This window comes from Nonomuraea basaltis (assembly GCF_005893125.1).
Taxonomy (GTDB): domain Bacteria; phylum Actinomycetota; class Actinomycetes; order Streptosporangiales; family Streptosporangiaceae; genus Nonomuraea; species Nonomuraea basaltis.
Genome location: NZ_VCJS01000106.1, coordinates 1 through 11,866, shown reverse-complemented (window position 1 = coordinate 11,866; position 11,866 = coordinate 1). Strand labels below are relative to the sequence as shown.

Here is an 11,866-nt window from a genome sequence, read left to right as displayed (position 1 = left end):
TCTCCCTTCCACCTTCGCGAAAGGGAACTCTGTGCACCCGAGGCCTAAGTCCCGGACAAGGGCGCCGTTGGTCCTCTCCCGGCACGAAGCGCCATCGAAGAGTGCGTCGCGGGTTTCGGGGCACCTCAGTCGACCAGATCGGACAGTGGGCGACGGACCGCGCCCTTGGCCTCGAAGGTGATGCCAAGCCGCATGATCATCTGCGGGTACTCGCCCGAGCAGAGCTCCTGGCGCAGGAACTCCCGCAAATGCTGCATTTCCAATGCCTGCGTGTGGAAGGCGGCGCTCACCCCGTGCGCGGACGCGTACAGCAGAATCCGCTGCAGAGCCTGTCCGGCGGCCATCCATTCCTCGCGAGTGTCGCCGGCTGTGGTCAGCAGGGCCACGACGCCAGTGGAGGTCGACGTGCTCTGGTCGGCCGTCGTACCCCAGTCGTGGCGCCAGGAGTAGTCCCGTTGTGCGAACGGCGGAACGGTCTCAGCAGGTTCGGCGGGATAGGCGTCGGCAGGCACGCCGTCCTGGCGGGCGCCGCCCGGCGGGCGGGCCCAGCGGATGACCTCGAGGCTGAGCACCCGGTCCTGGGCCTGCACGTTCTGGGCCGCCTCGGTCAGCGCGGCGATGACCCGCACGGCCTCCGATGCGCGCACGGGCGTCAGCTTCGCCCCTTCGGCGGCCGCTTGCTGGACCAGCGTCTCGATCAGCCGATCCGGGACGGGCAGATCGGTGAAGGCGGCACGATGGGTCCGGCGCCGCGCTATTTCAGCGTTCAACGCCTTGGTGTGCTCATCAGCACCCACGCTCCCCCCCAGCCGCACAGTGGCCAGCAATGCGGGCCGATCCGGATCCGGCAGCACCCGCACGACGGGCTCGTACCCCTGGCAGCGCAGCGCCGTGCGAATGTTGAACAGCGCGGCGCCGCAACTGATCAGCAGCTGCCTGCCGGCGGGGTCGCTGAAGCGCAGCTTCCTGTCCGCGTCGGCGCGCACGCTGATCTCCTCGCCGGAGACAGCGAACGACCAGGGCTGGCTGTTGTGCACGGACGGGGCCCAGGTCGCGGCCTCCAGGGCGGCGTGAATGACGAACGCGTGCTCCTCGGCTGTACGGGTGTTCATGGCATCCACCTCCCAGGTGATAGAGCCAGCTCATCACCGTCCATCAGCGCAGGTCAGGGCCGAAGGTCCCACGTTCACGGGACAAACGGATCCCATCAGGTGGCTCCGGTGAGGCGGCGGCGGGAGACCCAGTAGGTCCAGGCCTGGTAGGCCAGCACCACAGGGGTGAAGATGGCCGCGACCCAGGTCTGGGCTTGCCGCCGTCGGCAGCGATCAGGAATGCCATCACCACGAACATGGTGAGCGGCGCCAGCGTGCGAGCGATCCGGACTGCGCCCCAGCGGCTTCATCACCCACCGCTTCGCCCTGCACGACATGGCCGCCGCCTACGAGACCTTCGCCGACCCGAAGTCGACCGGCGCACTCAAGGTGGTCCTGTCCCGCACCTGACGGACATGCGCCTGGAGCTGGTCGTCACGGGATCGTGTCGGGGCGCGGGCCTTCGCCACCGGCATCATGGCCACGGCTGGTGTAGAGCCGCTATGGCAGAGCCGGCTGGTACGGCTACGACTGGATCGACCGATGAAAGCACTCGTCTGGTCAGCCGGTGGCGGCAACGCTGACCGCTCACCCTGGCGACCATCGTGTGGATTCCGCAGGGACGTTGGTCCCGCCCGCCGATGACCTTCGACCGATGTGGTCCCGGGCTCCGCCAACAAGAGTGAGATCGGACATTCACCACAAGGAGGAACGATGACGGTCACCGAAGTCGAGGTCGGTGCATGGCGCGGCTTCCAGGGGACGGACTGGCGCTCGGCGGTGGACGTGCGCGCGTTCATCCAGGCCAACTACACACCCTACGAAGGCGACGCGAGCTTCCTGGCGGGACCGACGAAGCGCACGCGAGCCGTGTGGACGGAGGTGTCGGCGCTGTTCCCCGAGGAGCGCGCGCGCGGGATCTACGACGTCGACGCCACAACTCCGTCGTCGATCACCTCACACGGGCCGGGCTACATCGACCTCGGCCGTGAGCTGATCGTCGGCCTGCAGACCGACGCGCCGCTGAAGCGGGCCATCATGCCCGCCGGCGGGCTGCGCATAGTCGAGAACGGCCTGGCCGCCTACGGCCACCCCCTCGACCCTCATGTGAAGGAGATCTTCACCAAATACCGCAAGACTCACAACGACGGCGTATTCGACGCCTACACCCCCGAGATCCTGGCCCCCCGCCGCTCCGGCATCATCACCGGCTTGCCCGACGCCTACGGCCGCGGCCGCATCATCGGCGACTACCGCCGCGTCGCCCTGTACGGCGTGGACCACCTGATCGCGCACAAGCACGCCGACTTGCGCTCCCTGGACGCCTGCCCGGCCACCGACGCGGTGATCCGCGACCGCGAGGAGCTGTCCGAGCAGCTTAGAGCCCTGGACGAGCTGAAGCGCATGGCCGCCTCCTATGGCCACGACATCTCCCGCTCGGCCGCCACCGCCCACGAGGCCGTTCAATGGCTTTACTTCGGCTACCTGGCCGCCATCAAGGAGCAGAACGGCGCCGCCATGTCCCTCGGCCGCACCTCTACCTTCGTGGACATCTACCTGGAGCGCGACCTCGCCGAAGGCCGCATCACCGAGGAACGGGCGCAGGAGCTCGTCGACGACTTCGTCATCAAGCTGCGCATCGTCCGCTTCCTGCGCACGCCTGAGTACGACCAGCTCTTCTCCGGCGACCCCACCTGGGTGACGGAGTCGATCGGCGGCATGGGCGACGACGGTCGCACACTCGTCACCCGTACGAGCTTCCGCTACCTGCAGACGCTGCGCAACCTCGGCCCCGCCCCCGAACCCAACCTCACTGTCCTGTGGTCGCCCGGCCTGCCGGAGCCGTTCAAGAGATTCTGCGCCACCCTGTCGATCGAGACCAGCGCCATCCAGTACGAAAGCGATGAGCTCATGCGGCCCCGCTTCGGCGACGACACCGCCATCGCCTGCTGCGTCTCGGCGGCCCCGGTGGGCAAGCAGATGCAGTTCTTCGGCGCCCGCGTCAACCTCGCCAAGACCCTGCTGTACGCGATCAACGGCGGCCGCGACGAGATCACCGGTATCCAGATCGGCCCGGCTCACCCCGCGCTGACCGGCGACGTTCTCGACTACGAGGAGGTCATGGCCGCCTTCGATCGGATGATGGACTGGCTCGCGCGGACCTACGTCAATGCGCTCAACATCATCCACTACATGCACGACAAGTACGCCTACGAACGCATCGAGATGGCCCTTCACGACTACCCGGTCAAGCGCACCCTGGCCTGCGGCATCGCCGGCCTGTCCGTCGCTGCCGACAGCCTGTCGGCCATCAGGCACTCCCGCGTCAAGGTGATCCGCGACGCCACCGGCCTGGCCGTGGACTACGAGGTCGAGGGGGACTATCCGGCGTACGGCAACAACGACGACCGCGCCGACGCCATAGCGGTCGAGCTGGTGCGCTCTTTCATGGACAAGATCCGCCGCCACCCCGCCTACCGCGACGCCGAGCACACCCAGTCGGTGCTCACCATCACCTCCAATGTCGTGTACGGCAAGCACACCGGCAACACCCCGGACGGCCGCCGCGCCGGCGAGCCATTCGCCCCAGGTGCCAACCCGATGAACGGCCGCGATCGCCGCGGCGTGATCGCCTCCGCCCTGTCGGTCGCCAAACTTCCCTACGACCAGGCGCTCGACGGCATCTCCCAGACCAACACCGTCACCCCCGACGGCCTCGGCCGCACGCCCGAAGAGCGGGCATGCAACCTGGTCGGGGTGCTCGACGGCTACTTTGACGCCAGCGGCTTCCACATGAACGTCAACGTGCTCACCCGCGCCGTCCTCCTGGACGCCATGGAACACCCCGACCGCTACCCGCTGCTGACCGTTCGCGTCTCCGGGTACGCGGTCAACTTCGTCCGCCTCACCCCGGAGCAGCAGCGCGACGTGATCAACCGCACCTTCCACGGTTCCCTGTGAACGGCTGACCATGAACGGCGTCATCAGCTCCTGGGATCTGTCGATCGGGGTGGACGGCCCCGGCACCAGATTCGTCGTGTTCACCTGCGGCTGCCCGCTGCGCTGCCTCTACTGCCAGAACCCGGAGACCTGGCGGATGCGCGACGGTCGCCAGGTCAGCGCCGACGAGGTGATGGCCGAGATCGGCAAGTTCCGGCGCTTCATCTCCGTCGCGGGCGGCGGGGTGACGATCAGCGGCGGCGAGCCGCTGCTCCAGCCCCGCTTCACCGCCGAGTTGCTGAGCCGTTGCCACGACAGCGGCCTGCACACCGCGCTGGACACTTCGGGGCTTCTCGGCGTCCGCGCCAACGACGCCATGCTGGCCGACACCGACCTGGTGCTGCTCGACATCAAGTCCTTCGACCCGAACACCTACCGGCGGGTCACGGGCGGCCCTGTGGAGCCGACGCTGCGTTTCGCGCGACGGCTCGCGGAGCTGGGGCGGCCCACGTGGGTGCGGTTCGTGCTGGTCCCAGGACTGACGGACGCCGTCGAGAACGTGGCAGGGCTGGCCCGCTTCGTCGCCGGTCTCGGCAACGTCGAGCGGGTCGACGTGCTGCCCTTCCACCGCATGGCCACCGGCAAGTACGAGCGGCTCGGCCTGCGCTTCCCGCTCGCCGACGTGGCGCCACCGGACGACACGCTGCTGAACCGCGTCCGCGCCCAGTTCCGCGACCAAGGGCTCAGCACCATCTAGAGCGGGGAGGCAGGCGGCCCGACGAGCCTGGCCGACGTCGTGGTGCCGGCCCGGGCACTCGGCCAGCGGAGCGCCACCAGCCAGGATTCCGCGGTCGCGGCCACCCACCGAGACGCCGCGCGCACGTGCCCGCGCAGCACCTGCCATTGGAACAGGCCCATGCCCGCCAGCAGGACCACCCGGAGCAGAACGAGCACGGCCGTGGCCACCGCAGCACTTTCCCCGGGAACGGTCGGCAATGCACCGACGATCCAGGCAATGGCCGCGCCCGCCATCGTGGCCCGGACTCAGCCGCCCGGCGCGAGGGCCAGGTAGCGGCGCAGGATGGGCGCACGCAGCGCGGGCGCGACCTCCTCGAGACGAACGTGCCGGCGGCGGCCATGGCGAAGCACGGCCCGGCCGCCGGCCGCGCGTACGTTGAGCACCCAGTTGGCGTTCTGTCCCACCATCGCCACCAGGTAGCGCTCTCCCTCATAATCGGCGGCCACCAGCGGGAAGGAGATGACGCGGCCGGTGCGCCGACCGGCGACCTCCAGCGTCACCAGCCGGCCGACCAGTCCCGACGAATGCACCACAGCCCAGGCCCGGTTCATGGCGCGGGCCACGCGGTTGGGCCGCCCGCCGCGGTACAGCCACCGGTGCCAGCGTCCAGGTCGCCTCATCAGACCACCTCCCGCCCTGGCCTCATCTTGACCCGACGGTGTCCGGTCCCGGATGACGGGTCCTTGGGTCATTCCTTGGCACGGACCACCGCCACCGGGCAGTGGGCGTGGCGCAGCACGCCTCTGCTGACTGAGCCGAGCAGCATCGAACCCAGCGCGCCGCGTCCATGAGAGCCCACCACCAGCAGGTCCGCGCGTTCGGACGCCTCGGTGAGCGCATCCACCGGATGCGCGGATGGGACGTCCTCGACGACCGTCACCTCCGGGTAGCGCTGGGTGAAGGCTTCCAGCCGGTCTCGGACGACCTGGTGCTGTGTCGCCCGTACTTCGTCCATGGCGTACGCGGTTTCCGGGGCGAAGGCATGCACCGGCAGTTGCCAGGTGTGCACCACCCGCAATGCGCTGCCGCGCAGCCTGGCCTGCTCGAAGGCGTAGGCCAGCGCGGGCTCGCACTCCGGCGAGTCGTCCACCCCGGCCACGACCTCCCCGTGCACCGGGCGGTGCTTGCCGAGCACCACCACGACGGGACAGTGCGCCTGGCCGGCCACGTGGCTGCTGACCGAGCCGAGCAGCGCCCCGGCGAAGCCGCCGAGCCCGCGGCTGCCGACCACGATCTCGGTGGCGTCCTTGGCCTGCTCGCACAGCGCCACGGCGGGCGCACCCTCGGCAGCGAGCGTGGTGACCTCGACGGCGGGCTGGCGCTCGCGGACCAGCGCCTCCGCTTCGCGCAGGGCCTTACGCCCGTCGCGCAGCAGCGCATCGGGTGAGACGGTGCTGGAATAGCGGTCGACCTGGTGTGGGGTACGGTCCACGGCATACACGATCCGCAGCGGCACCCGCATGCGGAAGGCGTCGTTGGCCGCCCACTCCACAGCGGCTCGCGAGGGCAGCGAGCCATCCACTCCTACGATGATCACGAGGTGACCTCCTTCGTCACACCTCCAGGGGACCCTCCTCGGGCCTGCCACTGGCAGGGCCGGAGGTCGGTCGGCCAAGGGCCGAAGGACCCTGCCGGGCACGCGAGCCGGTACGTAGCGTGATCAAGGGGCGGCCGTTCAGCCGCGTGATTACGACGCGAAGGACATGATCATGACAAATAACCGCGACTTCGGACCTGGTATCAGCCACCACCGCGACCAGCCATCTAGCTCAGGCCCCGCCACGGCCCTGAGGACGCTCGAACCCGACGAATGCCTGCGCCTGATCGCCCCAGGCGGCATCGGCCGGGTGGCCTTCAACGGCTCTCACGGGCCCACCGTGCTGCCCGTCAACTACACGATGCACGACGGCGCCATCGTTTTCCGCACCGCTCACGGCGGTCCCATGGACGAGGACCTGAGTACCGGGGTGGAAGGCGTAGACATCAAGATCGCGTTCGAAGTGGACCTGATCGACGAGGCTCGGCATGAGGGCTGGAGCGTTCTCATCCAGGGCCCCGCCCACCACCTGCGGGAGGACAAGGTGCCCGATGCCGCTGTCACCCCGTGGGCAGGCGGCGACCGGCATCTCTACGTCCGCATCGTGCCGCACGAGGTCACCGGACGGCGCATTCACAGCCTGTGAAGCCCAGCCGAGCGCCTTGCGTACGCCGGCCGAAGGCTTCGCTAGAAGACCTTCGGCCTGGCCTTTCATTTAAGCGCCTCCGCGTTGAACGGGGCGAACGCGTGCCGCACGGTGGCCATGAGCCACAACGCGATGGCGGCGTAGAACAGCACCGCCAAGGCGAGCTCACCGGCTGTGATCAGCCCCGCCACACCCGCGACGAGCGCGACGCCGCCCACCGCGCTCGCGACCTCCCCCCTGCGAGAGAACCTGCCATGACGCCGGCTGGGAGCACCATCGGCCGGTCAATACCATTCTCGCCCGAGGCAACTCGGGCATGCCCCACCTGTGTTCGCTTGGTAGTGCAGGCGTCATAGAACGACCAGCGAGCGTCCGCTTTTCAGACGGACCGACTGCCCTGGTTCCGACACTCTAGGCCGAGGTCAGCGGTGGCGTGAAGCTGCCGTCGTGCGCTCGTGGTGGCCGACGTTGTCGTCACCGTTGTCGTCGACTCTCGCACCACCTGACCCATGGTCATCCGGCAGAAAAGTGCGATGGTGTGCGCGGCAGGTACGGCGGAGGAGAATGCGTCCCCGGGGCAGCAAGTCGATCCCTGGTGATCACAGGGGTTCATAGCGAGTTTCTCCATGGCGGTATACGGCGCGAACACCCCGTTCGCTGGAGACGTCCATGGCCGCCTCGGACATTGCGCGCCTCTCATCCCCAGATGCCCAGCAGACAGGTATTTGGTCGATGCCTCCGTCCAATAGATAAGCCACACCGACCGTTTCGGCAGGTTTGCCCTGTTTTTCGCAGATCGAGTAGCTCGCTGTATCCCAATTGGCACCACCCGTACAAGGCGTAGGACCGTCTACATCAAGTCCTTGCATGCCGCTGCAGTCTCTAATGGCATTATGCCAGATAGAGTCACATGTCGCGACCTGCTGAAAGATGCCGTCCCCGAGATCCCGCAAGCAATTTATTCTCATGTTGAGCCCGAACGCGCACTCATTGGGGGAAAGACCTTCGCTTGCGCACACAAGATACTTGTCGAGGAGGTCGGAGCAGTCGACCCTCATCGTACGACACAAACCGAGAACCACGATGTATGTTGAGCAAAATGCGTGGTCGCCTCGAGTGTCGTCGCGGCACTTATAGTAGGCGTCCCGCGCCTTCACACAGTTGAAGTTGCTGGCCGGATCGAAATAACCCGGACACCGCGAGAACTCCTTTTCGCCCGCAGCGCATACTTCGTCAGACCTACTGGGATTTACCGTCCGGCACGATAAATAAGATTCGACCGACGCGGCACAGTCCTCTTCGCTATGAAAGATGGCTCGCTCTCCAAATCGACATTCAATTCGGACGATCAAGGCTTGTTGGCACAACGTGGCTGAGTTTTTCACCTGATGATGCTTCGCACAGGTGTCATATCCTGGAGCTACCGACCGGCAATCTAGCCCCCTCGGCCCCTTGCCCTTTGGGCAAAGCTTGTCGGCTGCGGCAGATGAGTTGTCATCGGCCAGGACATGCCATGATGGCTGCGACCGTGGGATTTGCGGAGGTGTTGTGCCTGTGGTGCACCCGGCCAGGGCGACAATGGCCAAGAGCGCCACCAGTAAACCCCCGATCCGCCACCCTGCTGCGACCATGTGCTCTCCCAATCGGTTCGCGGTTGACAATCAGTCCGCAGACACTAGCCGACTCTGCCGGATCAGCCCTCCTGGAATCAAGGGGAGAAGCGCGATCAGCTCTTGATGATCTCCGCTTCGGCGGCACACCCGATCAGCCTCAAGGCCGAGGCTTTTCTCTGTCTCGGGCTTATCGAATTCGATCAAGGCCGTTGCCATCGTCCCCCATTTAAATTCGCGCGGGAGGTTCTTCGGGTGAACCTTCCGTATGTCCGATCCGAACTCGGCGATAGCGGGGACAGGGTAGTCGAGCGAAGTTTGGAGACATTCTGCACATCACCGGACATGGTAATTAGCGCTGTGAATGGTGATTCAAAAGAGACAGGCTATCACCGTTCTGCCATCGAGTACGACGGGACGTCGTCACGCCTGACGTACCTGTCACATTCGGCGGCGGCGCGGGCATCGGCCTCTTCCTGCGCACGGCACGCGGCCTCCCACGCGTCGTAGTCGGCGGTATCCAGGGCACGCAGGCCCGCCCACCGCCACCCCTCCAAGTCGCGTTCCTGCCCGAAGCCGACCGTGTCGAAGAGGTCCAACGCGCCCGCTCTGACCGCTCCCAGGCGCGCGAGCACGGCGTTGATCGGCAAGTTCTCGCGCGGCTCCCCACGGCCCCCGCGGATCCAGGCGTACTCGGGACCCCCGATCGCCACCGGCGTCGTGGAGGGAACCGCCCGCTACCTGATCGGCGGCCGCCTGGACATCACCGGAGCCCGATGGGGACTGGCCGGCGCCGAGGCCATCCTGAAACTCCGCGCGCTCATCTCCAACGGAGACGTCGATCAGTATTGGGCCTTCCACATCCGCCGCGAAAGCCAACGCGTTCAGCAAAGCCGTCACCAGGACGAACAGATTCGACCTGCGCAAAGGTCGGCATTGCGGCCAGGGTGCATAGATCCGCTCGGTCTGCTCCTCCCGGACCTGGGCCACCATCCGGGTCAGCGTCGTGATGCCCGGTAGCAGCACGTCGTTCTCCCGCAGCCAGCGCACCGCGTACTGGAAGATCGCGATCGGCCCGTCCCCAGAGTTCCACGCGTGCGCGGCCAAGGTCGTCTCCAGCCCGGCCTCGGCCTGGCTGAAGTCCTTCAGCCCCAGTTTCGCCTGGATCTGCCCGGCATGCTCACGGTGCGTCGGCTCCCGTTGCGCATACAGCTTCAGACACGACACATCCGCGATCCCATCTGCTCGGCCAGATAATCGAGCACCTCGGTCGGCACCCCATCGAGCGGGTCCACCAGGAACCGGCCGATTCTGATCCCGAACCACCGCCAACCATTGACAAAAAATATTTGTACGTACAGGATGATTTTTGTGATGAGAGACCTCCTGTATCTGGAGCGTGTCGAGCAGGCCGAGACGCTGCTTAAACCACAGCGCATTGAGGTGCTGCGGCAATTGGCTGAGCCGCGCTCGTGTACCGAGGTCGCTGCCCGGCTGGACCAGACCCAGCAGCGCGTCTATTACCACGTCAAGCGGCTCGTCGAGCATGGCCTCGTCAACCAGGTCGCCGAGCGCCGGGTGCGCGGCATCAACGAGGGCCTCTACCAGGCCACCGCGCGTGCCTACTGGCTCTCCCCTCGGCTCGTCGGCCGGATCGGCCAACGGCAGCAACGCGACGAGGCGAGCCTCGGCTACCTCCTCGACCTCATGGAGGAGGTCCAGTCCGACGTCGCCGCCCTCCACACCCAAGCGGCCCGCCGAGCGGCCCAGCACCGCGAAGCGGACCACCAACAAGCGCCTCGCCGAGCTGTCGGCGAGCCGGACGACGAGCCGGACCTGCCGTCGCTTGGCGTCTCCGGCGAGATCCGGGTGCGACCGGACCGGCGGCCCGAGTTCATGGCCGACCTGAAGGCCGCCCTGCAGGACCTTTTCACCAAATACGGCGGGGCAGAAGGTGACGCGTTCAAACTCGCCGTCGCCTGCTACCCCGACCGACCCCACGACGAAGACGACAGAAGTCGACGAGGAGAAGACCGATGGCCACGTTGAAGAAGAGCCTCCGGATCGCCGCCCCGCCGAGCGCGGTGCACCGTGCTCTCACCGACCCGGCAGCGTTGCAGGTCTGGCTCGCCGAACACGCCGAGGTGGACCTGCCCGACCGGTACCTGTTCTGGGGGCGCTTCACCCCGGACGGCGAAGCGCCGCACCAGCGCCTGCTGCACGTCGACGACAGCTCGCTGCGCTTCGAATGGGAGCTCGACGGCATTCCTACCACCGTCGACATTGGACTGACCGCCGAGTCAGGACCGGACGGGGACAGCGGGTCGACCCTGCTGACGCTCGCCCAGACCGAGGTACCCGGCTGGCCTGAGCTACTGACGGAACCCGGCGACCGCAGTCTGATGCACACCTATTGGGCGCTGGTCCTGGCCAACCTGGCTGACTACGCCGAAGGGCGGGAACCCATCGCGCGGTGCGACTTCACCAGTGCGGTGCTGCGCGGCGAGATACTGATCGACGCCGACCGGCTCGCGGTCTACGAGTCGCTGACCGAGCCGGAGCAGTTCTCCCGGTGGTCCGGTGTGAAGGTCGAGGCCGAGCTCCACCCGGGCGGCCGTTGGGCGATGGGCGGTTTCGAGGCGAACCCCGAACCCGCGCACATCATCGACATCCAGCCGGGGCGTTCGATGTCGGTCGAATGGGGCGACATGGTCCAGTCCTGGGAGCTGGCCGACTCGGACGGGCGCACCCGGCTGACGTTCGTCCACAGTGGATTCGACGAGACCCAGCCGCCGTACGACGGCTGGCTGGGTGCGCTCGCCGGCCTGGTGGAACTGCGCCGCTACCACGAAATCAAGAACTGGCGCCCCATGTGGGTCGAGGTACAGCTCGACGGCATCCCGGACGGACTCCTGACGAACAACTAGCCGACGCTTCTCCAGCGGCGACCGCGCTCGACGACGGCAATTCGGTGGTACCGGACGTCTCCCGGGACATCGTCGAGCGCGGGGTGGCGTCGTGTTGATCGACCATGCGGTCCGGGCGACCGTCCAGGACGACCGTGAACTGCCGGCCCTCGTCCATCGACAACGGCCGCACGAACACCTCGGGTTTCCGGTCGGGTAGCCCCGGGGAATCGCACCCCGGGGCTCCCACAGAACCGTGCGTAACGATCTCTCGTTACACGGCTCTTGTCGTCCTGGTCACCAGACGGCGGGGACCCAGTTGACCCAGCGCCAATGG

At 67.1% G+C, this 11,866-nt stretch carries 11 protein-coding genes and 2 pseudogenes; 6 read left to right on the top strand and 7 right to left on the bottom strand.

Features of this window, described 5'->3' with window-relative positions; all coding sequences use genetic code 11:
• Positions 1-125 precede the first annotated feature (125 nt).
• The gene (locus EJK15_RS38235) at positions 126-1,112 is read right to left on the bottom strand and encodes an Acg family FMN-binding oxidoreductase (RefSeq protein ID WP_138715357.1); all 987 of its coding nucleotides are present in this window, start codon (positions 1,110-1,112) and stop codon (positions 126-128) included.
• A 693-nt stretch (positions 1,113-1,805) separates the two neighbouring features.
• On the opposite strand from EJK15_RS38235, the gene pflB reads away from it, so the two are divergent.
• A complete protein-coding gene (gene pflB, locus EJK15_RS38225) occupies positions 1,806-4,052 on the top strand; it encodes a formate C-acetyltransferase (RefSeq protein WP_138715355.1) in 2,247 nt (748 codons plus the stop codon).
• A gap of 10 nt (positions 4,053-4,062) precedes the next feature.
• Positions 4,063-4,788 (top strand): pyruvate formate-lyase-activating protein, encoded by a 726-nt coding sequence (gene pflA, locus EJK15_RS38220; RefSeq protein ID WP_138715354.1) that lies wholly within the window; start codon positions 4,063-4,065, stop codon positions 4,786-4,788.
• Here the strand turns inward: pflA and EJK15_RS38215 are convergent.
• From EJK15_RS38215 to EJK15_RS38205, 3 genes are all read right to left on the bottom strand, one after another.
• Complete coding sequence (locus EJK15_RS38215; protein WP_138715353.1) at positions 4,785-4,997, bottom strand: hypothetical protein; 213 nt, start codon at positions 4,995-4,997, stop codon at positions 4,785-4,787. The genes pflA and EJK15_RS38215 overlap by 4 nt on opposite strands.
• A gap of 78 nt (positions 4,998-5,075) precedes the next feature.
• Positions 5,076-5,450 (bottom strand): nitroreductase/quinone reductase family protein, encoded by a 375-nt coding sequence (locus tag EJK15_RS38210; RefSeq protein WP_138715352.1) that lies wholly within the window; start codon positions 5,448-5,450, stop codon positions 5,076-5,078.
• 68 nt (positions 5,451-5,518) lie between these two features.
• Positions 5,519-6,367, bottom strand: coding sequence for a universal stress protein (locus EJK15_RS38205; RefSeq protein ID WP_138715351.1), 849 nt, complete (start codon positions 6,365-6,367; stop codon positions 5,519-5,521).
• A gap of 172 nt (positions 6,368-6,539) precedes the next feature.
• Here EJK15_RS38205 and EJK15_RS38200 point away from each other — a divergent pair, with 172 nt between their 5' ends.
• Positions 6,540-7,013 (top strand): pyridoxamine 5'-phosphate oxidase family protein, encoded by a 474-nt coding sequence (locus EJK15_RS38200; protein ID WP_240777472.1) that lies wholly within the window; start codon positions 6,540-6,542, stop codon positions 7,011-7,013.
• A gap of 65 nt (positions 7,014-7,078) precedes the next feature.
• Here the strand turns inward: EJK15_RS38200 and EJK15_RS71175 are convergent, their stop codons facing one another.
• Together EJK15_RS71175 and EJK15_RS38195 are read right to left on the bottom strand one after the other, a co-directional pair.
• Positions 7,079-7,231: a hypothetical protein gene (locus tag EJK15_RS71175; RefSeq protein WP_171074763.1), complete on the bottom strand. Its 153-nt coding sequence runs from the start codon at positions 7,229-7,231 to the stop codon at positions 7,079-7,081.
• A 1,781-nt stretch (positions 7,232-9,012) separates the two neighbouring features.
• A complete protein-coding gene (locus EJK15_RS38195) occupies positions 9,013-9,273 on the bottom strand; it encodes a hypothetical protein (RefSeq protein WP_138715349.1) in 261 nt (86 codons plus the stop codon).
• 43 nt (positions 9,274-9,316) lie between these two features.
• Here EJK15_RS38195 and EJK15_RS77830 point away from each other — a divergent pair.
• A pseudogene (locus EJK15_RS77830) lies at positions 9,317-9,505 on the top strand (ISKra4 family transposase); the annotation flags it as partial.
• A gap of 156 nt (positions 9,506-9,661) precedes the next feature.
• Here the strand turns inward: EJK15_RS77830 and EJK15_RS77825 are convergent.
• Positions 9,662-9,850, bottom strand: a pseudogene (locus EJK15_RS77825) (DUF4158 domain-containing protein); the annotation flags it as partial.
• Positions 9,851-9,997: 147 nt separating this feature from the next.
• On the opposite strand from EJK15_RS77825, the gene EJK15_RS38180 reads away from it, so the two are divergent.
• The gene (locus EJK15_RS38180) at positions 9,998-10,672 is read left to right on the top strand and encodes a winged helix-turn-helix domain-containing protein (RefSeq protein WP_138715348.1); all 675 of its coding nucleotides are present in this window, start codon (positions 9,998-10,000) and stop codon (positions 10,670-10,672) included.
• Positions 10,660-11,550, top strand: coding sequence for an SRPBCC family protein (locus EJK15_RS38175; protein WP_138715347.1), 891 nt, complete (start codon positions 10,660-10,662; stop codon positions 11,548-11,550). Before EJK15_RS38180 ends, EJK15_RS38175 begins: the two co-directional genes overlap by 13 nt.
• Positions 11,551-11,866: the final 316 nt, after the last annotated feature.

Bases quoted from the DNA above. Each gene is read 5' to 3' on its own strand.
- EJK15_RS38235 (WP_138715357.1), bottom strand. From the start codon at position 1,112: ATGAACACCCGTACAGCCGAGGAGCACGCGTTCGTCATTCACGCCGCC.
- EJK15_RS38200 (WP_240777472.1), top strand. From the start codon at position 6,540: ATGACAAATAACCGCGACTTCGGACCTGGTATCAGCCACCACCGCGAC.
- EJK15_RS38210 (WP_138715352.1), bottom strand. From the start codon at position 5,450: ATGAGGCGACCTGGACGCTGGCACCGGTGGCTGTACCGCGGCGGGCGG.
- pflA (WP_138715354.1), top strand. From the start codon at position 4,063: ATGAACGGCGTCATCAGCTCCTGGGATCTGTCGATCGGGGTGGACGGC.
- EJK15_RS38180 (WP_138715348.1), top strand. From the start codon at position 9,998: ATGAGAGACCTCCTGTATCTGGAGCGTGTCGAGCAGGCCGAGACGCTG.
- EJK15_RS38175 (WP_138715347.1), top strand. From the start codon at position 10,660: ATGGCCACGTTGAAGAAGAGCCTCCGGATCGCCGCCCCGCCGAGCGCG.
- pflB (WP_138715355.1), top strand. From the start codon at position 1,806: ATGACGGTCACCGAAGTCGAGGTCGGTGCATGGCGCGGCTTCCAGGGG.